This window comes from Flavobacterium degerlachei (genome assembly GCF_900106645.1).
In the GTDB taxonomy this organism is placed as follows: Bacteria; Bacteroidota; Bacteroidia; order Flavobacteriales; family Flavobacteriaceae; genus Flavobacterium; species Flavobacterium degerlachei.
Genome location: NZ_FNMV01000009.1, coordinates 126679 through 147416, shown reverse-complemented (window position 1 = coordinate 147416; position 20738 = coordinate 126679). Strand labels below are relative to the sequence as shown.

At 32.0% G+C, this 20738-nt stretch carries 27 protein-coding genes; 13 read left to right on the top strand and 14 right to left on the bottom strand.

Translation table 11 applies throughout. The features are described from left to right. The first annotated feature begins 10 nt into the window (after positions 1–10). The 7 genes from BLV91_RS10705 (at position 11) to BLV91_RS10675 (ending at position 7499) form a co-directional block, all read left to right on the top strand. Positions 11–223: a hypothetical protein gene (locus BLV91_RS10705; protein ID WP_091432933.1), complete on the top strand. Its 213-nt coding sequence runs from the start codon at positions 11–13 to the stop codon at positions 221–223. Positions 224–725: 502 nt separating this feature from the next. Then, positions 726–2270, top strand: coding sequence for an RNA-directed DNA polymerase (locus BLV91_RS10700; RefSeq protein WP_091432931.1), 1545 nt, complete (start codon positions 726–728; stop codon positions 2268–2270). A 180-nt stretch (positions 2271–2450) separates the two neighbouring features. Next, positions 2451–4889: a hypothetical protein gene (locus tag BLV91_RS10695; RefSeq protein WP_091432929.1), complete on the top strand. Its 2439-nt coding sequence runs from the start codon at positions 2451–2453 to the stop codon at positions 4887–4889. Between the two features lie 157 nt (positions 4890–5046). Then, positions 5047–5586: a hypothetical protein gene (locus BLV91_RS10690; protein ID WP_091432926.1), complete on the top strand. Its 540-nt coding sequence runs from the start codon at positions 5047–5049 to the stop codon at positions 5584–5586. Positions 5587–5749: 163 nt separating this feature from the next. Continuing rightward, entirely contained in the window at positions 5750–6190 is a 441-nt protein-coding gene (locus BLV91_RS10685) for a hypothetical protein (protein WP_139262322.1), read from the top strand. 2 nt (positions 6191–6192) lie between these two features. Further along, complete coding sequence (locus BLV91_RS10680; protein ID WP_091432921.1) at positions 6193–6387, top strand: hypothetical protein; 195 nt, start codon at positions 6193–6195, stop codon at positions 6385–6387. A 143-nt stretch (positions 6388–6530) separates the two neighbouring features. Continuing rightward, entirely contained in the window at positions 6531–7499 is a 969-nt protein-coding gene (locus BLV91_RS10675; protein ID WP_091432918.1) for an RES domain-containing protein, read from the top strand. Between the two features lie 503 nt (positions 7500–8002). On the opposite strand, the gene BLV91_RS10665 is transcribed toward BLV91_RS10675, so the two are convergent. The 11 genes from BLV91_RS10665 to BLV91_RS16880 form a co-directional block, all read right to left on the bottom strand. Beyond that, positions 8003–8230: a hypothetical protein gene (locus tag BLV91_RS10665; RefSeq protein ID WP_139262320.1), complete on the bottom strand. Its 228-nt coding sequence runs from the start codon at positions 8228–8230 to the stop codon at positions 8003–8005. Positions 8231–8237: 7 nt separating this feature from the next. Further along, the gene (locus BLV91_RS10660) at positions 8238–9032 is read right to left on the bottom strand and encodes a DNA methyltransferase (RefSeq protein ID WP_217636964.1); all 795 of its coding nucleotides are present in this window, start codon (positions 9030–9032) and stop codon (positions 8238–8240) included. After that, positions 9029–9367 carry a hypothetical protein gene (locus tag BLV91_RS10655; protein ID WP_091432911.1) on the bottom strand — a complete coding sequence of 113 codons (339 nt, stop codon included), beginning with the start codon at positions 9365–9367 and terminating at the stop codon, positions 9029–9031. Before BLV91_RS10655 ends, BLV91_RS10660 begins: the two co-directional genes overlap by 4 nt. Then, positions 9364–9591 carry a hypothetical protein gene (locus BLV91_RS10650; protein ID WP_091432909.1) on the bottom strand — a complete coding sequence of 76 codons (228 nt, stop codon included), beginning with the start codon at positions 9589–9591 and terminating at the stop codon, positions 9364–9366. Before BLV91_RS10650 ends, BLV91_RS10655 begins: the two co-directional genes overlap by 4 nt. A 2-nt stretch (positions 9592–9593) precedes the next feature. Further along, on the bottom strand, positions 9594–9800 hold the full coding sequence (locus tag BLV91_RS10645) for a hypothetical protein (protein WP_139262318.1): 207 nt from the start codon (positions 9798–9800) through the stop codon (positions 9594–9596). 116 nt (positions 9801–9916) lie between these two features. Continuing rightward, positions 9917–11689 carry a hypothetical protein gene (locus BLV91_RS10640; RefSeq protein ID WP_091432902.1) on the bottom strand — a complete coding sequence of 591 codons (1773 nt, stop codon included), beginning with the start codon at positions 11687–11689 and terminating at the stop codon, positions 9917–9919. A 43-nt stretch (positions 11690–11732) separates the two neighbouring features. Further along, complete coding sequence (locus tag BLV91_RS10635; RefSeq protein WP_091432900.1) at positions 11733–12122, bottom strand: hypothetical protein; 390 nt, start codon at positions 12120–12122, stop codon at positions 11733–11735. Next, complete coding sequence (locus tag BLV91_RS10630) at positions 12122–12385, bottom strand: hypothetical protein (RefSeq protein ID WP_091432898.1); 264 nt, start codon at positions 12383–12385, stop codon at positions 12122–12124. The genes BLV91_RS10635 and BLV91_RS10630 overlap by 1 nt, the downstream gene beginning before the upstream one ends. Positions 12386–12576: 191 nt before the next feature. Further along, positions 12577–12795: a hypothetical protein gene (locus tag BLV91_RS10625; protein ID WP_091432896.1), complete on the bottom strand. Its 219-nt coding sequence runs from the start codon at positions 12793–12795 to the stop codon at positions 12577–12579. A gap of 178 nt (positions 12796–12973) precedes the next feature. Continuing rightward, a complete protein-coding gene (locus BLV91_RS16995) occupies positions 12974–13129 on the bottom strand; it encodes a hypothetical protein (protein ID WP_175513993.1) in 156 nt (51 codons plus the stop codon). 14 nt (positions 13130–13143) lie between these two features. Beyond that, complete coding sequence (locus BLV91_RS16880; protein WP_139262316.1) at positions 13144–13344, bottom strand: hypothetical protein; 201 nt, start codon at positions 13342–13344, stop codon at positions 13144–13146. Between the two features lie 149 nt (positions 13345–13493). Here BLV91_RS16880 and BLV91_RS10620 point away from each other — a divergent pair, with 149 nt between their 5' ends. The 3 genes from BLV91_RS10620 to BLV91_RS10610 all read left to right on the top strand — a co-directional run bounded on the left by BLV91_RS10620 (position 13494) and on the right by BLV91_RS10610 (position 14772). Further along, positions 13494–13886 (top strand): helix-turn-helix domain-containing protein, encoded by a 393-nt coding sequence (locus tag BLV91_RS10620; protein WP_139262314.1) that lies wholly within the window; start codon positions 13494–13496, stop codon positions 13884–13886. Positions 13887–13931: 45 nt separating this feature from the next. After that, positions 13932–14123, top strand: coding sequence for a hypothetical protein (locus tag BLV91_RS10615; protein WP_091432891.1), 192 nt, complete (start codon positions 13932–13934; stop codon positions 14121–14123). A gap of 301 nt (positions 14124–14424) precedes the next feature. Further along, positions 14425–14772: a YegP family protein gene (locus BLV91_RS10610; protein ID WP_091432888.1), complete on the top strand. Its 348-nt coding sequence runs from the start codon at positions 14425–14427 to the stop codon at positions 14770–14772. An 82-nt stretch (positions 14773–14854) separates the two neighbouring features. Here the strand turns inward: BLV91_RS10610 and BLV91_RS10605 are convergent, their stop codons facing one another. After that, positions 14855–15049 (bottom strand): hypothetical protein, encoded by a 195-nt coding sequence (locus tag BLV91_RS10605; protein WP_091432885.1) that lies wholly within the window; start codon positions 15047–15049, stop codon positions 14855–14857. A 474-nt stretch (positions 15050–15523) separates the two neighbouring features. Beyond that, entirely contained in the window at positions 15524–16750 is a 1227-nt protein-coding gene (locus BLV91_RS10600; protein WP_091432883.1) for a 3-deoxy-D-manno-octulosonic acid transferase, read from the bottom strand. Between the two features lie 213 nt (positions 16751–16963). Between BLV91_RS10600 and BLV91_RS10595 the strand changes: the two genes are divergently transcribed. The 3 genes from BLV91_RS10595 (at position 16964) to BLV91_RS10585 (ending at position 20396) form a co-directional block, all read left to right on the top strand. Beyond that, positions 16964–18094, top strand: a complete 1131-nt coding sequence (locus BLV91_RS10595) for a DegT/DnrJ/EryC1/StrS family aminotransferase (RefSeq protein WP_091432880.1) — start codon at positions 16964–16966, stop codon at positions 18092–18094. Positions 18095–18177: 83 nt separating this feature from the next. Next, positions 18178–19197, top strand: a complete 1020-nt coding sequence (gene galE / locus BLV91_RS10590; RefSeq protein WP_091432877.1) for a UDP-glucose 4-epimerase GalE — start codon at positions 18178–18180, stop codon at positions 19195–19197. Beyond that, positions 19197–20396: a glycerophosphodiester phosphodiesterase gene (locus BLV91_RS10585; protein WP_175513992.1), complete on the top strand. Its 1200-nt coding sequence runs from the start codon at positions 19197–19199 to the stop codon at positions 20394–20396. Before galE ends, BLV91_RS10585 begins: the two co-directional genes overlap by 1 nt. 47 nt (positions 20397–20443) lie before the next feature. On the opposite strand, the gene BLV91_RS10580 is transcribed toward BLV91_RS10585, so the two are convergent. Continuing rightward, entirely contained in the window at positions 20444–20698 is a 255-nt protein-coding gene (locus tag BLV91_RS10580) for a hypothetical protein (protein WP_091083655.1), read from the bottom strand. Between the last annotated feature and the right edge of the window lie 40 nt (positions 20699–20738).

The window sequence follows — 20738 nt, the reverse complement described above, 5'->3', positions numbered from 1 at the left end:
AAACGTTCTTATGAGTATCAAAAAACTACTACAGCCAAAAAGAAAAGCCGAATTGCAAAATTTATTACAAGGTTTTGGACGTGAAACCGTTAAAAAAGAAGTGATTAATGTAATTATGGAACTTAGAGCGGTTCCGTTAAAAGAAGCCCAGAATGTAAAGACCATCTTTCCAAAAGAAGTCGCAGAGGTTTTTAAACGCTTTGATTATGAAATTGAAGCATAAAAAAAATAGCTTTCTAAAACAGCTAGACTTCGTTAAGTGCGTAGCGAAAAACAATCGAACTCCGGCTAAACGGAGCCTATCACTGGTATTTTGTTAGTTTCGTTTTTTTCACTCGAGGAAGCGTCTCTTTCTTTACCAGAATCAATTTATATCATGCTTCTAAAACAATCTTATCATTATTCCTGATAAAACTCTTTGTTGCTAATGCCTGCAACTAATAAAAAGGATATTTGATGATTTGTAAGAATAAAACAATATATTTGATTTTAAGTAAAGTCCGATCACTGTCAGACTTACATACAAGTTAGCAGTAATTTATCACGAACATCTTGTAATATCAAACCGAAAATAGATTTAGAAAATTCTATAGTCAAACTTGCTTTACAAATACAGTAAAATGAGGTAGAAAAATCTTGAGATATGGTAAAACTTTAAAAAAAAGCGTTACTTATTGATGTTATATACAAGTTATAGCCAATTTTAAAAATCCGATAAAAAACATATGTCATTACCAAAGGAACATACATCAGAAACAAAAAGACTTCTTAAGAAAGTTCCAACTAATATAATAGGTAAATGGCTTTTAGAAGAAGGATATTATCCAGAACAATATGTTGTTCCTCCTAGCTTTAAAGTCAAGAAATTTGATTTAAAAGCGGTTCCATATTTCACTGTTGATACAACTGGTGTACAACCGAAATTTGACCCATTAAAGTCCGAATTAGTGAATGTTTCATTTCCTAAAACTGAACTTACTGACAGAACATTTGGAATAATCGAACCTAAAATTTACCACGATATCGTTTGGTACTTAATTAACGAATGGGATTTAATAATCAAAACTCTATTTCAAAGAAACAATAAAATTTATTCATATAGTTTTCCTATTCCAATCACAAAAAATTCCGAAGGCATTCTTGGTGATTTAAGAGCTGGAAGAATGATTTATGAATTTTTGGAAATGGCAGAAAATGATTTAGTCACAGAAGCCTACAATTACAAATATGTCCTAAAAACAGATATTAAAAACTTTTATCCTTCTATTTATACTCATAGTATTGCTTGGGCAATACACACAAAAGAAATAATTCGTAAAAAAGGAAATCGAAGTGATTATACAAACTTTCTTGGACTTAAGCTTGACCGCTTAATTCAATCTGCAAACGATGGTTGTACAAATGGTATAGCTATTGGTCCAGCAATATCGGATTTGATTGGTGAAATAATCTTAAGTACTGTTGATACTGAATGTTCTAAAGCTATTGACAAAAAAGGAATCGATTATTTGGCTGTCAGATTTAAAGATGACTACAGATTTTTATGCCAATCTAAACAAGAAGCAAATTTTATTATCAAAACTTTGCAGAAACAAATGGCTTTATTCAACTTAACATTGAATGAAAGCAAATCACAAATAGATGAATTACCTGAAGGATTATTCAGAGAATGGACAGCCGAATACCAACCATTCTCGTTAAAGTTTAAGAAAAAAATAAGTTATAAAACTTTTGAGAATTCATTTCGAGGAACATTAAAAGTTGATAAAAAGTTTCCCGGAACTGGAGTTGTTGATAGGTTTTTGAGTGAACTGTATTTAAAAAATAATGATTTAAAATTTAACTTTAAAGACAAAGATTTACTAAAAAGTATTAGTCTATTATTAATGCTAAAAGAAAGGAGAAATAAATCTTTCCCACAAATATTGGGAATAATTGAAAAAATAATAGAAACTAATAAAACTAAAGTAAGAACTATATCTAAAATAAGTTCATTGTTAGAGAATTTACTAAATGAAAAATTAAAAAATATTGATGATAATCAGTATGATTTAATTTGGCTAATTTATTTCATAAAATCACTAAATTTATTTTCAATAACATATCCACCAAAAATAAATTCAACTTTAATAAAAAGTTTGAAAAATAATAAAGTAGAATTTTTTAAACCAATTCCAACTGACATAAAGATTTTTGAAACAATTAAAGGTGTTGGAAAAAACATCTCGTTGTTAAATCATTTAGCTTTATTTAAAAAAGTGGAAGAATAAAAACTGGCTATAACCACCGTTTGGCAAGATTGCGAATTTTGTGGTAAATTCACGTTTACGTTTCGCAAGAAATTTTATCTTTAACAGAAAATAATCGGTTACGAAGTTCGCAACCTCGCCAAGCGGCATAACGTTGCCAGCAATTATAACCGAGCATTGTGTAAACAGAAAAATTATAGAATGAAGTATAAAAAAATACGAGAAGAAGAACTTAAAAACAAAGTTGGTGCTGACTGGTTTAAGCAATTTGACACAACCGAAATTCTTGGTAATATTGATTTTACCCTTTTTCCAAAACAGGATAGTCTATTTGGAAGAGCACCACTTTTGTGGGCGGAAGCAAAAACTGGAAATTTTGACATTCCAACTATGTTTGTTCAACTCGTTCTTACTATTGGAAAAGCAAGAACTTTTGACAAAACTTTACCTCCAGCATTTTTAGGAGCTTTTGACTTCAAAAAAATTGCCTTTGTTGATTATATAAATATTCAAGATATTTTTTATCTCAACGACTTTAATTGGAATGTTACCCCAAGTAATCACGATACAAAAGAGTTTAAATTAATCAAAGAGCGTATAGAAGCTGTCTTAAAGACGAAAACTTATGTTTTTGACTATCAAAAAGACGAAAAGCTACTTAATACTTTCATCAAAAATAATGTAGCTAAAGCAACAACAAAAAGTAAAATCAAAATTGACAAAAACAATTTCATTCCAATTTATTTACGTTGGATTGAGATTGTAAGACCAATCATTGATGTTAATTGGGACGACTTAAAAAAAGCAAATATTTTTGATAGTGATTTTTATCTAGCTGACATATTTGTTGATGACAAAGGGACACAAAATATTGATGATGATTTAACCATAAGAGATAGCTTATTTGTTGTCTTTCAAAATCAAGGCTATAAAATAGCAAAAGAAAACATCAAGCAAATGTTTGATGCTACCATAATCATTAGAAATAAAGACGCTTATTTACAATTTTGGAAACTCTACAAACGCCCACCAATAGAAGAGTTTCAAGATTATATAATAGAACGCAAAGATTTACTCGTACCGCAAGATATTAGAGAACGTAAAGGAGCATTTTTTACACCTCGGATTTGGGTTGAACTTTCACAAAAATACTTAACTGACTATTTAGGCGAAAACTGGCAAGACGACTATTACATTTGGGATTGTGCGGCTGGTACTGGAAATCTATTAACAGGATTGACTAACAAATACAATATTTACTCAAGCACATTGGACCAGTCTGATGTTAACGTAATGCACGAGCGTATTGTCCACGGAGCCAACTTATTGCACAACCACGTTTTTCAATTTGACTTCTTAAATGATGATTTTACGAAACTTCCACAAAGTCTACAAGAGATTATCAACGACCCAGAAAAACGTAAGAAACTGATTATTTATATTAATCCGCCATATGCGGAACACGGTAATAGGACAACATTTGCAGGCGATGGTGATCACAAAGCTAGCGTAGCTACAACAAGCAAAATTTATAATAAATTTAATAAAATTGTGGGAACTGCAACTCGTGAACTTTTTGCTCAATTTTTTCTTAGAATCCACGATGAAATACCCGACTGCATACTGGCTTCTTTTAGCACTCTAAAACACATAAATGCTCAAAATTTTTTAAAATTCAGGCAATATTATAAAGCGAAATATGAAATGGGATTTATTTGTGAGTCAAATACATTTGACAATGTAAAAGGTAAATTTCCAATTGGTTTTTTGATTTGGAATTTGAGTGATAAAAAAGAAATAAATAAAGTTGAAACAGATATTGTTAACAAATATGGAGAGTTTTATGGTATAAAATCTTTTTATGCTTTTGGACGCAATGATTTTATAAGCAGTTGGCTTCGTAAGTTTTATGATAAAAATAATGCGGTTATTGGTTATTTGATTTTACCTGGTGTTGATATGCAGCAACAAAATGGAGTATATATTACTCTAAAACCAACTGATAGTGATATAGCTCAACATAAAACAGCAATTATCACAAAAAATAATTTAGTTATAATGACAATTTACTTAACAATACGTCAAGTTATTAGACCATTATGGCTGAACAATAGAGACCAATTTCTTCATCCAAATGAAAATTGGACATCTGATTTAGAATTTCAAAATGATTGTTTAGTCTATTCATTATTTGAAGGGCAAAATAAAGTAACATCAAAAGACAGTATAAACAATTGGATACCATTTACGGAACAAGAAGTAAATGCCCAAAATCGGTTTGAGAGCAATTTTATGACTGATTTTATTAACTGTAAAATCAAAATAGAAAATGAAACAGACTTATTTGAAAATAGCACAAATCAACCTACAAAAAGAGAATTTTCAGAAGAAGCTAAAGACGTTTTTGATGCAGGTAGAGAATTGTGGAAATACTATCACAGTCAACACAATGTAAACGTAAACGCCAGTTTATACGACATTAGAGAACATTTTCAAGGCAGAAACGACAAAGGCAGAATGAACAGCAAAAGCGATGATGAAAAATATATGGAATTGATTGGCGAATTAAGAAATAAACTGAACTTTTTAGCCGACAAAATCAAGCCGAAAATATACGAATACGAATTTTTAAAAGAATAATAACTGCTGGCAACAGCCATTTTGAGCTAGCTGGAATTTAGTGGAATTATCGTTTCGCATCAAGTTTTCGTTAAGCCGAAAATTGAGTGGTTACGAATTTCCAGCCATCTCAAAATGGCATAACGTTACCATCAATCGAACCAAAAAATGAGAAATAATGATAGAAAAACAGATTGATTTAATTCAAAAACAAATTGAAAAACTTACTTCATCAGACTTTGACTTAAGCGCTTGGAAAAGTTCTTCCATACTTATTTTAGATAGAATATTTGGTAATGATTTTCAAGGAATAAAAGCAATTGAAAAGATAAATTATAAAAGTGGTGGATTATCGATGGGAAATCATTCATCATCTTGGAACAATATGGCTTCTTGCAAAAAACAAGGGGAAGAAATTCTGCTAACTTGCATAAATGAATTAGAAACTTTTGGAGAAAGAGAAAAACCTCAAAACAATAATTCTGGAATAAATATAAACTTAACGCAAAATCAATCTGTAAATATTAATCTATTAGTTTCTGCTCTTGAAGACGAACTGACTGTTTCTCAAATGAGAGAAGTTAATGAAATAATGCAAAGTACTGAAGATTCTCAAAACAAAAAAGTCAAAATTCTTGACAAAATAAAAAATTTCGGAAGTGATGTAGCTTCAAATATTTTAGCAAATATATTAACAAATCCAGCTATATGGGGATAATCGACAGCTGGTAACACACGTCTTGCGCCATTTGAGAATTTAGTGGAATTACCGTTTCGCATCATGTTTTCGTTAAGCCGAAAATACTCGGATTCCGAACCCTTGTGCATCGTGTAGCTGCAAATGGTGAGCAATATAAAAAACCTCGAGTAGAAAAAATATTATGACAAAATTCGAAATAATTACTATAATTCTTGCCGGACTTTCATTTTTTATAAGTCTTATCGCGGTCTATTTATCTGGCCAAGCTAATAACACAAATAAAAATATATTTCGAAGACAAGGTGTGATTGATCTTCATATGGCTTGGCAAGATATTAGCGAAGTTGATAAAAATAATTTGATTGCACCAGATATTGTTCGTGCAGTAAATGCACTTTCATTAACTGCTTCACTTTGGAATCATGACGTTATTGAAAAAAGTATTCTTTATCAAACCTATTGGAATTCTTACAGAGATCTGTACGATACATTAATTAACATTAATGAACTTGTTCCAGGTCATAAAAAAACATGCAGAAGTTTAATGACAAATGAAATAACAAAAGCATATGAAGGAATGAAAAATGCAGATTTATCAACAGTAACACAAACAAGATTATAATAATGGATTCATATACAGTTTATATAAAAATAAAAGAAGCAGCTGAAGCTTTAGAAGAATATCAAAAAGCAAATCCTTCACAAAGTGTATGGGATTCTTTAATTGAAGAAAAGGCTAAAATTATAACGGAAAAAAGACATATGTTGGCTTCTTCAGGTCAAGTTTGTATGAAATGTGGAGGAAGTGGTAGAATGTAACATTACTCACAACCACCGTTTGGCAAGATTTCGAATTTTGTGGTATATTCAAGTTTACGTTTCGCAAGAAATTTTATTCTTAACTGGAAATTAATAAATTATTTATCAATGCAAACTAAAGGCGAAACGTTATGTGATATTTTATGAAAGAAATACAGATATTAAACGAAGTTTTGAAATCAATTGAAAACTTCAATAAAGAAATATTAAAAAAACCAAGTGACTTTACTGAAATTAAAGAATACATAACTTATCTTGATGGAATATTTATGAAGCATTTTAAAATCTTTCATAATATGACACAAATAATAAAACCCAAATTATTACCTTTTAAAATGTTCAGGGTCCGTGAATACGAGCCAATTAAGAATAAAGATTTGTTTAATGAATATTCTTATCCTCCAACAGATTTCGTTGGAGATGGAAGATGCAATTTTAAAAAAAAACCAGTATTTTATTGCTCTAATAATCCCATTACTGCATTATTAGAAGTAATACGAAATACTGAGTATAAAAGTAAAAAATTTTGCATTTCTACTTGGTCACTAATAGATAATAATGAGGATTTAATTATTGATAATTTTTTACAATCAAATTTACATCCACTAAATATTTTCCAAAACTTAGCCAATAGCCAAATTGAAAATATTGATAAAGTTTTTGAGCAAAAATTAAATAATGAGCAAAAACTTGGAATTATTGAGTTTTATAAATTTTTAGACAGTAAATTTATAGAAGATAAAGATTATTCAATTTCTTCATTTTTAGCTCACAGAAGACTTTATGCAGACCATAATTTCAGAAGTGATATAATAATTTATCCTAGTGTACAAACCGAATCAAAGTCTGTTAATTTTGCAATTCAACCAAATTTTGTTGATAATTGTATGAAAATCGAAAGATTTTATATTGTTGAACTTGATTACTATGATAAAACGTCAAATAAATTCTCCCTAACTTTTTCGAAATATGGAAAAATTGAAAAAAATGTAATTCTTTGGAGAAATTTAAAACTTGATGATTTAGAAGATTACGAGGAAAACTTTAAAAATGACTTTAAAGCATATTTGGATAACCCTCATGAATTTAATTACGTAAAAAACACCACATAACAGCTATTACAATGGATTTTGGCAATTGGCTTAATGGAAAAATTGCTTTTTATTTGGAATGATTTATCAAACCTGAAAATAGGGCATAATTTAGTCCCAAACCCATTTTAGTGCCGGAACTTTACTTGCTTTCTAATCGTTCAATTTTATTTTGTTTGTACTGGAGGATCCTTTGAAGCCGCTCGTTGTCTTTTTTTAGTTCTTGGTATTGATCCAAAGTGAAAAAAAGTATTTCGGGAACGGTTTTAATCTTTTGTTCTGTTTGTACTTGTTCTAGTTGTTGTCGTTGTTTGGGTGTAAATCCACGTATGTAAGTGCTTTTTTTTATCATATGTAGTCAAAATGTAGATTTTTTAATATCATGTATTGAAATCGGGAGCCGAATGGCTAACCAATCGGGAGCGAACTATTTACCGTTCGGGAGCGGTTTGAGTAGCCGTTCGGGAGCGGGAAAACAGTAACTTACGCTAATTGCCATAGAAAATACGGCTATTAGTCGACAGTTATCCAAATAAATCCATTTGGCTTGGTTCCTTTAGCTTTTCCTGTTCTTTAAAGTGTTCGTGATGCTTGTTTAAGTAGCTTATTTTTTCCTCGCTTAAAATGTCCCAGTCCGGGTAATAGAATGAAAGTGTTTTTATGGTTATGGTTTCTCCGTTGCTTAATTTTTCATATACTACTCGATCCTTGGTAAAAAAATGACTGTGATTTGCGGTTTTTTCTATTTCCATGGCTTTTTTAAATGAAATCAAATTGTATTTTAGCTTGAGAAACATTTTTTTTTATCCTATCAACTGCATTTGTAAAATGTTTTTCTTCGATCTCAGCACCATAAAAAATTAAATCAAATTTTAATGATGAAAGAGCATCCGAACCACTTCCTAAATGAGAACTAAAAATTTTCATTCCTGGTGCGGTATAGTTTTTAAATTGCCAGTCATATAAAATTATTGGTTTTTCTGTTGGGTGAATTTTCTTTTGATTTAATTTCTTATTACCCTGCATTATGTGTCCTGAATGCATTGATTTACCCTGTAACATTCCGTTCCACATATATTTAAATATTAATGTTGGTTTGTCAAATGATGTCCATGCTAATTCGTAATCATTAAAAGAACTGTTGCCGTTGCATTTATCCCAAATAATCCAACCCGTTGGATTTTGTTTTATAAAATCATTTATTTCAATCCCTCGAGGTGTTTTAAATGGAGTCCCTATAAAATCATAATAGTTTGCGCCCCAAATAATCTGATTTTTTGAAACTCTTTTTACTTCTGCAAACCATTCTTTAGTTGGCAATATCCATTTTTCGGTAATTGGATAATCTTTTCTTTTTACATTTATCTTTGAATGTTTATTTCCGTAAAATTGTCTTTTCTCAGGACCTGAGAAGTAAGGAGGATCACATTCGGCCAGATCAAAAAAATGATTAGCAGTTTTTCTCATTAAATTCATATTATCAACTTTATATAAAAAAAGTTTGTCTTCAAATTCAAAAAAATGACTGTGGTTTGAGGATTTTTCTATTTTCATACTAAATCTCTTAATTGTTTGTCTAAATCGATTTTTAGCTTATTCATGACGTGCTTTGTGTATAATCCTCTATCTGTACGATTAAAAATGCAACATTTCAATATGGTTGCTGCTTGACAGATGCTAAAACTGATAGTATATTCTACTTTTTCTTGTTCTAATTTCATTCGAAGGAAAAAATATAAACCGTTAACAATGTCAAATGTGATTATAGTGTTCAAAAAATCGGTGTGCAGTTCTTTTATCGCTATGTATTTATTAAAAAGGTCTAGTTCGAATTGTAAAACTTCTAAATCCTTGAAATTTAGTTTTTCTTTTAAAGTTACTTTTGTCATGGTCGTTTGATTTCATGGATCAGTACTTTATTTTCATAAAATTGATATACCTGTACTCTTTTTACTGCTTCAGTACTTTTAAAGCGTAGTATCATCCCGTTAATGATTTCCATTGAAGGCTTTTTATTTAATGAAATAAAAGAGTGCCAAGTGATATTTTTTTGATTATGTGGCATTAAAGCCACCATTTTGATTTTACTTTTACCGTTTTGAACTGCTGGCATGGCTACGTTTTTTTTAGTTGGTTTTTTACTTGTTTTGATTCCTTTTTAAGTTGCTTGTAGTCATATAGTGCTTTTGGATGTGTTTTTGCATAAATGATTACGTTTCCTTTTTCAAATGAGAATGCTCTTTTACCATCAGCAGTAGCTTCTTTTACTTTTTTCTTAATTAATACACTTGCTTTTGAGTTTTTCCATATTTGCTTTATCATCTTCCAGTTTAAGGACCAGCATAAAAAAGCAATAAACAGTAATGAGAAAAAATTGGATAGGTAATTTAATAATTGTAAATACATGGTTTAATGGTGTTTGTGGTTTGTAAATAATTTTAACATGCGTATTTAATTGCAGCACGTTTTTGAATCGAATTTGTTACTTGTGCTAAATAATTAGCTGGTAAATTGTCTTTTACGTAGGTAATTAGTTCTTCAATGGTTATTTTGTCGTTAAAAAATCTACTTTCTTGCACATGATATTTGTTAGAATAATTAATTTTCGCTTTTCTAATCGCTGCATTCTTTTTCATTAAAGCGGCTTTAGCTGGCTGTTTTTCTTTCTCTTTCAGGTGTTTTAACCACGCTTTTTTAGTGTACCAAAAACCAATTTCCTTTTTGTCCGTTCGGGTGGTGTCTAGGTAGTCATGTGGGTTCAATGGGCGTATTCCTGTTTTTAGGAACCAACGTTGTGCGGAGTTGATTCGCCAAACCCATTCCCTCAACTTGTCAACCATCATGGATTTGCTTATTAGAAACTTGCCATTGCCATTGCTTACATAAAATTGATCTTCAAAGGCGGTTAGTGCTTTTTGGTACGTTCCAGCGTAGGGCGTTGATCCTCTATAAATTCTCGATAGGTGTTTGAAAAATTCATGTTTCACTAGTTCCATTTTTTCAGAACGGGTGAGTGTTCCGGCGTAGGCTTCTTTGTCTAAGGCTTCAAAATCAATGTGTTTGTAATTGTGAAACTCTCCCGAAGCTAGGCGAACCGCTAGGTTTTGATCGGCCAAGGTGTGATTTCTTAAGAATTCGGTTCTTTTTTCCGAAACTTTAACATTTGCGCCGGCCCCCTCAAGTTTGGAATTTTCATCTTGCGCTTGGATGCTCTTGTAAAAAACAAATGGAAAATCAGCCGAAGGCGTTCCTAAAACAGGAAAATCGGCTTGTCCGTTTTCTGTTTTATTAACTGTTATTAAAGTTCTTGTAATAGCCTTGTTTTTATCTGTAAACTCTTTACTAGTTTGAGGGGTAACGGCTTGATTTTCAACGTTGGTGTATTTTCCTGTTTTAGCATCAAAAAGCACTAAAATTTTACTCGAAAAATGCATTTTAACCCCTTTTTTATGCCCTGAAAAACAATAGTGGGTAAAGAATCCCGCTCTTTCTAGTTTGCGCCTGTGGTTGCGCACTGTGGCGTTGCATACGGGTAATGAATAAACAAAAGTATCTGTGTCGTTAGATCGTTCTAGTGCGGTTACGTGGTAACTATTAGCATCAAAAGGGCGCACGGTACTCGGTTCAGATATTCCTAATTTCATATACTCCTTAGTGTATTGAGCCAGTTGTTTAGCATATAAATGGAGGAAATTTTCGTAAACTTGTTCTGATGGGTATTTTAAGGTTTCTTCTTTTCTTTTTTTAACAAGCATTCCACGCTCATTATTGAACTCTTCTACTAGCAAGTTGTATTCTTTGGCTTCGTATTTTTTCTTCTTTTCGGCTAGTTTTATGTTTTTAAGAAAAAGATCAGGGAATTGTTTTTGAACTTCATTCAGTTTTCCTGAGCAAAAAACTTCTACTTGTGCGTTGTATTTGGTAATTTTTTCGTTCAGGGCTTCTACCTTGTTGTTGTGAATGGCTTTTTCTAGTCGAAAATTTTCCATTGTAATGGCTCTTGCTTCTCTATTGAGTTCTGGCCAACATGCTTTTAGCGGTTCTAGGTCTTTAGTTTCTTCCTCAAAAATTAGCTTTTCGGGTCTTTTTACGGGTGTTTTTTTAGACTGGTAAGTAGGTTTTGCAATAGCGGGGACTTTGGCAGGATTCCCAAAAATATTGGCTTGGTACAGGCTGCCAAAACTTTGTGCTTGGTTGGTTTTTGTTTGCATTATGGTGGTTGGTTTAATGGTGTGGTTTAGGTTTTATATGTTTTTAATAATTGGAATGAATAATAACTGGTTTCTCAGTAAATAGTAAATAAATTTTTTCTGGACATTTTATTTTTAGGTTGTTGTCCAGGACTAATTCAAATCTTTCGCTATCGAGCGTGATTACTTTTCGGGTGGCTACGGGATAGGTATCTTTTATTAATTGGTACAAATGCTTTTCGGTTTTTCGTAGTTTTCTGATCCATTTTAAATAGACAAGATAGGAGTGAAGTAATTTTCTTTCTTCGGGTGTAATTCTTCGCTTTTTATCGAATGCAATTTTACCGTGATGGTTCTTAAAGGCTTCGAGTAATAGAACAGGGATGGTTTTCATGTGAACGCCGTTAACGAGTACTTTTATTCCTCGTCCTGTATTATCATACGAAATAGCCATTAGTTCAGGTAAACTAATTGGTGAATTGCAGCATTAATGCGTTGTTCTTCCTTTTCAATTTCCACGGTTATAAGTCCGTGATAAATTTGTTCGCATTGTTGTCCCACTTCTTTTGAAGAAACATTAACAGCTCTTATCTCTTTGTCAATAACAATAAATGATTTTGGAGATTTAAGGAACTGATACGCCGTTTTTAATTTTGCGATAAAAATTTTAGCTTTTTTAACTTCAAATAATGTAACTGTAGTTTTTGAATTTTGCATAATTCGGTTGTTTTAATGGTGATCAAAAAAAGCAAAGGACTTGGGGTGCGTTGAATGTAAGTAGATAATCAAATCAGTATAGATTCAGGTAAGAACGTAGTTGCCTTTGCTGCTTTATAATTAATAGTAAGAACGTTAACCTTTCAGTACCGGTTTGGGAACCTAAAACCCGCCCCGGAACTTCTAGGGAATTATGCAAGTTTACCTTGCGCTTGGATGCCGTGTAGATTTCTGACGTATTTCATGCAATCATCGAACGTTGGATAAATTGTTCTAGGTTTGATTTTTTTGGGCTTACAAATTGCTACTGGTTTTTGTAGCTTTTCAAACTCCTTCACAAAAACAGTGAGCTCCTCTTGGGTAAGAGTACCTACTAGCTGTAGTGCGATATTTGTTTGAACTGTAAGCATTGTTTAATTTATTTGTATTTTTTAACAATATTTTTTTATATTTGTTTTTCAACCGGGGTGGTACCCGGTGAATCAATCCGTAAGGGTTGGTTTAATGGTGATGGAGGGCTTGGTCGCCCTCCATTTTTTTTTGGGCTGGTTTAATGGTGACGGACGCGACATTTATATACATGTTGGTTTAATGGTGAGAAAACGGCTTTTTTTGTGAACGCTCTTTGCGTTCGTTGTAGTTACTCTTTATATCATAAAACAGGATTACTAGCGCTATCACAAACCCTATTGTTAATGCCCCTATTAAAACTACTTCATAATTGTTATTTTCTAAGTACTTCATCTTTGGCACGGTTTTTAGGAGTTTTTAACACTTTTAGGAAGGGGTTTCTGATATGATGATCTCGATATAATACTGCTCAATGAAGCGTGTGACAATTCGAATTCTGCTGCCAGTATATTGAAAGCATCTGCACGTTTCATTTTTTGGATACGCATCGCTTTATATCTCTTAGATATCTCTTCTGTGCGCTGTTCGTTGAATTGTTGACGTGTCATTTTTAGGAATTTTAAATTTGTTTTATTAAATTTCTACAACAAAAGAACATATTAAAAACCACGTAAGCAAGTATTTTATCACAAAAAATGATATAAAAAACGTTGTTTATTTTAATTGTTTGAAAATCAATTATTTAAAAATATATATTTTGATAAAAAATTACATTCCTGAGAATTTAAGATACTTAATAACTTTAGAGAATTCGTCTATGGATGAATTTGGAGTTAGATTTGAACTTGGGAGAGGAATGATTAGTCAATATATAAGAAAGATTGCTATTCCAAAATTAGAAACGATTCAAAGGATATGTTTGTACTTTGAAATAACGATTGATGATTTTGTAAATAAAGATTTATCGGCAGCAAAACCTTATGCGGTAAAACAAGGGCAGTTGTCCTATAGTGAGGATAAAGAAATTGAGCCTTATGTAATAAGTCCTCGTTATGTTGAGTTACTGGAAAAATCGATCCAGGACAAAGAAAAGATTATCAAGTCGCTCGAGGAAAAATTAGGGGTTGATAAAAGCAATAAAACCGCGTAATTCTTTTATGCGAGTTGTGTATGTTCGAGAATAAACCAAACAAATATGAAAAAAATATTACTTGCAGGAATGCTATTGTTTAATGTTGTTGTTTTTGCGCAAGAAAATACATTTGAAAAAGCAAAACCAATTACAACCGAAAAAGAATATAATTACTTAACCAAAGGCTTGAAGATTCAAGAAGCAAGCGGTTTAGATATTATTGACGGGTATGAATTGATTTTTTTAAATGTTTAAATAATAATTTTCCGAACCTATAGATGAGCCTGTTCGGTTACTGTTCTTAAAAATCCTGATGAAGTAAGAGTTTGAAAAACAATTAATTATGTTTTTCAATTTGTATAAAAATTGTGTTCACAGAACTTAAAATCCAGTGAACAGCAATGTTCGTGCGGGTTCAAGTCCCGCTCTGAGTACTAAAGCCTCTTCTTTTGAAGAGGCTTTTTTTTGTTTATATACGAATGCTTCTTCAGTAGGGGTATATAGATAAACGTTAGTTTTTTTTAAGGTTTTAAATTAAATATCATCTATTCAAAATATGGCTTCTTTTGTAATTACGAAACGATTTAGCGGAGATTATAAGTTTGAGCTTACTTCTAGAAAAGGGAAAACCATTTTTACAAGTAGAGCATACGAACTAAGGATGGATTGTGAAGCTGACGTGGAGGTTGTAAGATCTGCTTTTCAGATTTGTACTTTTGTAAAGTTCAAAACAACTAGTGGAAAATTTTTCTTTAGGGTAGTGTTAGATGAAGTGGTTATGGCTACCAGTAGAAAGTATACTACAGAACTGATGGTGCAGAAAGGAATTAACGAAATTGTTAAATACGGCTCCGAAGCGGAGATTCTGGATTTTTCTAATAACGATTTTAAATTCGAGGATTAAAATCTTTAAGTTTTATTTTTAGGCAATAAAAAAGCCATCACGTTTGCACGGATGGCTTTGATTTTTTGATCGTAATTAAAAATTACTCAGCAGCAGGAGTTTCTGTAACAACAGCAGCAGAATCAACAGCTAATGCAGTAGTATCAACAGCAACAGAATCAACTACTACTTCAGTAGAGTCAACAGCTACAACTTCTTCAGCAGAAGCGTCAGCTTTTTTACAAGATACAACAGTTAAAACAGCAACAACAGCTAAACTTAAAAATACTTTTTTCATCTTAATTTAATATAAAGGTTAATTATTAATTCGACGCAAAGATATACATTTTTTGATATGTAAATAATTTTTTTATTTTTTTTTTAAAAATAATATTTCATTTGCGTTTTTGCCCAATATTGCAATAATAATGCCGAACAATAATGCTTCGAAAAGAAGTTGTTTTTTTGAATTAAATAAAATTTAGAAGTCGGTTTTTTTAGAGCTAAAAAAAGAGTTCTGTTTTATGGAATAGGATTGCTTGTTTTTAATTAATTGGTTTTAAATATATTATAAAGCTCTAGAAGAAAATTGGTAAATAGCACGATAATTTTAAAGGTTGTTGAATCGTTTTTGAAGGAGCAAATAATCCTCCTTAGATAGATGAGTTTATTGAGCTAGTTTGCCTACTATTTATTTTTTTTAGATTTAAAAGAAATTAATGGATATTTACCCTAATATAATTAAGAATTCAGCAATTATTTACTGCCCTATTTACAATGTTTTCATGATGATGTTTGTAGCGCCTTTATTCATTAATACAAAAGTGCTGCAAATGTGTCCTTTTTCACTTCTGATAGCATCGTTTAAAATTAAATCTTTAAAGTTGTCGTTCAGTTCTTTTTTAGTCGAAATGGAAACGCAGCCACCCATGTTTACTAAAGCAGAAGCCTCTGCAAAATGGGAGTAATTAGGGCCTATGACGATTGGTACCCCGTAAGTAGCTGGTTCTAATAAGTTATGAACCCCCGGGTTTCCAAAACCACCTCCCACATATGCAATGTCTGCATAACTGTAAATTTTTGTAAGAATACCAATAGTGTCAATTATGAAAACATCAAAATCAGCAAGGTTTTTGCCTTTCATTTCTGAAAACAAAACTGTCTTTTTTGTAATTCCGCTTTTTAAGAGTTCTATTTGATTGTCTTTTATGTTGTGAGGAGCAATGATGAATTTGACATTAAATTCATTTTTGTTAATAAAATCGAGCAATAGCGCTTCGTCTTTTGGCCAAGAACTCCCAACAACAATAGTAAGTGTGTTATTTTTAAATTGGGAAATGTATTCCAATGAATTGTCTTTTTCTAAAATTGCTGCTACCCTGTCAAATCGAGTGTCACCTGAAATGGCTACATTTGATTTTCCCAATTGCAGTAATAATTTTTTTGAAGCTTCATTTTGCACAAAAAAATAAGTGAAGCTGTTTAATGCTTTTCTGTAAAATCCGCCGTACCATTTAAAGAACATTTGGTTTTCCCTGAAAATTCCGGAAATTAAATAGGTTGGTGTTTTTGTAGTCTTAAGTTCATTGAGATAATTCAACCAGTATTCATATTTTATAAAAAACGCCATTTCGGGATGAACGATTTTCAAGAATTTCCTTGCATTGCTTTTGGTATCAAGTGGCAAGTAAACGGTAACGTCTGCAACGGTATTGTTTTTACGGACTTCGTAACCTGAAGGAGAGAAAAAAGTAACTACAATTTTGTGTGAAGGGTATTCTGTTTTTATTTTTTCAATAACTGGTAAGCCCTGCTCATATTCACCAAGCGACGCCGCATGGAACCAAATTGTTTTATCAGTAGCTTTTATTTTTTGTTCCAAAGAAGTAAAAACATTTTTGCGACCTTCTACAAAAAGTTTGATTTTTAAATTGAATAAAGCAACGAAATTTAAGAGGAAACCCGTAAATTGTATTACGATGTTATAAAGGAAGAGCATACTGTAATTTTTATTTTGCTAAAATACAGTTTCTTTTGTTTATCGTTTATATCTTAGTGCTTAAATTCATATTTTTGCAGTTAAGAATTTTGATAATGTCTAAAAGAATTACTTCAATTTAAAAGAGTGCCGTAGTCTAAATATAGAAAGTATGTGTTGTGTGCTTTGTACTATTTTTAAGTTGTGGCGCTAATTGGTTTAAATAAAATATAAATGAAAAAAATACAAATGGTTGACTTAAAAAGTCAATACGAAAAAATAAAAGAAACCGTAAACATTTCTATCCAAGAGGTTTTAGATACAAATACCTATATTAATGGGCCGGAAGTTCATAAATTTCAACAAAAATTAGAAGAATATCTTGATGTAAAACATGTTATTCCATGTGCAAATGGAACTGATGCTTTGCAAATTGCTATGATGGGTCTTGGTTTACAACCAGGTGATGAGGTGATAACTGCTGATTTTACGTTTGCAGCCACCGTTGAGGTTATTGCTTTATTGCAATTAACTCCTGTATTAGTAGATGTTGATATGTATAATATGAATATCTCAATAGAAGGTATCAAAAAAGCAATCACGCCAAAAACGAAAGCAATTGTTCCTGTCCATTTATTTGGACGTGCCGCTAACATGGAAGCAATTATGCAAATTGCAGCAGAACATAATTTATACGTAATCGAAGATAATGCACAAGCCATTGGAGCCAATTGTAATTCTTCGGATGGAACTAAAAAGAAAGCCGGAACCATTGGTCATGTAGGAGCTACTTCCTTTTTTCCATCTAAAAATTTAGGCTGTTATGGTGATGGCGGTGCTATTTTTACAAATGACGATGCTTTAGCACATACATTACGCGGAATTGTGAATCACGGAATGTACGAGCGTTACCATCATGATGTTGTAGGAGTAAATTCTCGATTAGACAGTATTCAAGCTGCTGTTTTGAACACAAAGTTACCTTTGCTAGATCAATACAATGAAGCAAGACAGGATGCTGCCAGGAAATATTCCGCTGCATTTGAAGGACATAAGAATATTATTGCACCGCAAATTTGTGATATATGCGATTGCCATGTGTTTCATCAATATACTTTACGTATTGTAAATGCTGATAGAAATGGATTAATGCAGCATTTGTTAGATAAAGGAATTCCTTGTGCTATTTATTATCCAATTCCATTGCATTTGCAAAAAGCATATCTAGATGAAAGATACAAAGAAGAAGATTTTCCAGTAACGAATCAATTAGTTACTGAAGTGTTGTCTTTACCTATGCACACAGAATTAGATGATGAGCAAATAAAATTCATTACAGATACTGTTTTAGAATTTTTAAAATAAAAAATATATAGACGCGATTTATCGCGTCTTTTTTATAAAACGAGAGGAGAGAATCTCTTTCATTTTACTATAAATATAAAATTATGAAAATACTTGTAACAGGAGGATTAGGATTTATAGGCTCACATACCGTCGTTGAATTACAAAACCAGGGCTTTGATGTATTAATTATAGATGATTTGTCTAATACATCACTAGAAGTTCTAGATGGAATTACAAATATTACGGGGAAAGTTCCGGCTTTCGAAAAGTTAGACCTAAGAGAAAAAAATAAAGTACAGGATTTCTTCAGAAGACATGTTGATATTGTGGGTGTGATTCATTTTGCAGCTTCAAAAGCAGTTGGTGAAAGTGTTGAAAATCCATTATTGTATTATGAAAATAATATTAGCACATTAGTTTATCTTTTGCAGGAATTGCAGAAAAAAGAAGAAGCCAGTTTTATCTTTAGTTCATCTTGCACGGTTTATGGTCAAGCCGAAAAAATGCCAATAACTGAAAATGCACCTATACAAACGGCTATGTCTCCTTATGGAAATACAAAGCAGATAGGAGAGGAAATAATAACTGATACGGCCAAGGTGACCAATATCAATGCTATTTTATTGCGTTATTTTAATCCAGTAGGTTCGCATCCTTCAGCAGAAATTGGTGAATTACCAATTGGTGTTCCTCAAAACTTAGTTCCTTTTATTACTCAAACAGGAATGGGTTTAAGAAAAGAACTGTCTGTATATGGTGATGATTACCCTACTGCAGATGGAACTGCCGTGCGCGATTATATTCACGTAGTAGATTTGGCGAAAGCCCATGTAATAGCTTTACAAAGATTACTGAATAAAAAGAACCTTGAAAAAGTAGAGACTTTTAACCTTGGAACCGGAACAGGAAGCTCTGTATTAGAAGTGATTCATGCTTTTGAAAAAGTAAGCGGACAAAAATTACCATATAAAATCGTGGGTCGTAGAGAGGGAGATATTACTTCGGCTTACGCCAATACTGATAAAGCCAACAATGTACTAGGCTGGAAAGCGCAATCAACATTAGAAGAAGCAATGGCAAGCGCTTGGAAATGGGAACAAAAAGTTAGAAAAGCTAAATAATGATAAATAAAAGTGTGCTGTTTTTGGGTCTTATTTTAATGCTATCATGCAAAAGTCATGATGTGAGTAAATCAAAATCTGCAACTCAAAAACAGCTTACTTTATCTGGTGGGAAAGCAATTGTTATTGCACACCGCGGCACACCAGGGTATTTGCCAGAACATACGATTGAAGGTTATACCAATGCAATCAAAATGGGAGCTGATTTTATTGAGCCCGATTTGGTGATGACAAAAGATGGTTTTCTAGTCGTTCGCCATGAACCTATGTTGTCAGGAACAACTAATGTTTCCGAAATTCCTGGATTTGCATCCAAGAAAACCACTAAAAATATTGACGGAAAGGATATTTCGGATTGGTTTGTATCCGACTTTACTTTAGCAGAAATAAAACAATTGCGAGCCAAACAAGCTTTTGTCGAAAGGCTACAAGAGTTTAATAACCAGTATTTTATCCCAACATTTGATGAGGTAATTGCTCTAGCAAAACAAAAATCAAAAGAATTAGGAAGAACAATTGGAATATACCCAGAGACGAAACACCCTTCTTTTCATGAAGCGCAAAATTTACATATTACAGATAAATTATTGGAACAGTTAACAGCAGCTGGCTGGAATAATTCAGATGCTCCTGTTTATGTACAATCATTTGAAGTTTCAAATTTGCAATATATTAGAGAAAAATCAACGGTTAAAACGATTCAATTATTGAGTTGTTATGACGTTGCGCTAAATGGAGATTTGATTTTTACAGTTCCAAAAGGAGAATTAATTTCTGATGGAATGCCTTACGATTGGTACTTGAAAGGAGATAAAAGAGACTTTGGATTCTTTAGAACAGCTGCGGGATTGGATTTTGTAAAAACCTATGCTAGCGGAATTGGCCCTTGGAAGACTTTTATTATTTCATACAAAGGAACTGATGTGAATAAGGACGGAAAAGCTGATGATATAAACGATGATGGAAAAGTGGATGATGCTGATAAAATAGCATTACAGCCTACAAACTTAATTGATGAAGCCCATAAGAGAGGTTTGCAAGTGCATGCCTATACTTTTAGAAATGAAAGCCGCCGTTTACTGCGGAATTACAATGATAATCCTATTTTAGAATACCAAGCTTTTTATAAATTAGGAATCGATGGAGTTTTTACTGACTTTACTGATACGGCAATAAAAGCAAGAAATAGAAGCTTTTAGATAAAAAAAATGGCTGCCAATTGACAGCCATTTTTTTTTTTTTGGTATTATTTTTCAGCGTCTTCTTTCATTTTATCTGCTTTCGCATCCATTTTTTCAGCACCTTCTTTCATCGTATTGCTAATTTTAACCTTAGTTGAATCTAAGGCTGCATCAACTTTAACAGCTGCAGTGTCAACAGCGTCTCCCATTTCTGTACCTATTGCATCAGTAGCTTCACCTACTTGATCTTTAGTTTCCTGCTTGCAAGAAACCAATGTTAAAGTTGCAACAACTGCTAATCCTAAAAGTGTTTTTTTCATGTTTGTGTGTTTTATAAATTATTGATTGGAGTTTAATCAT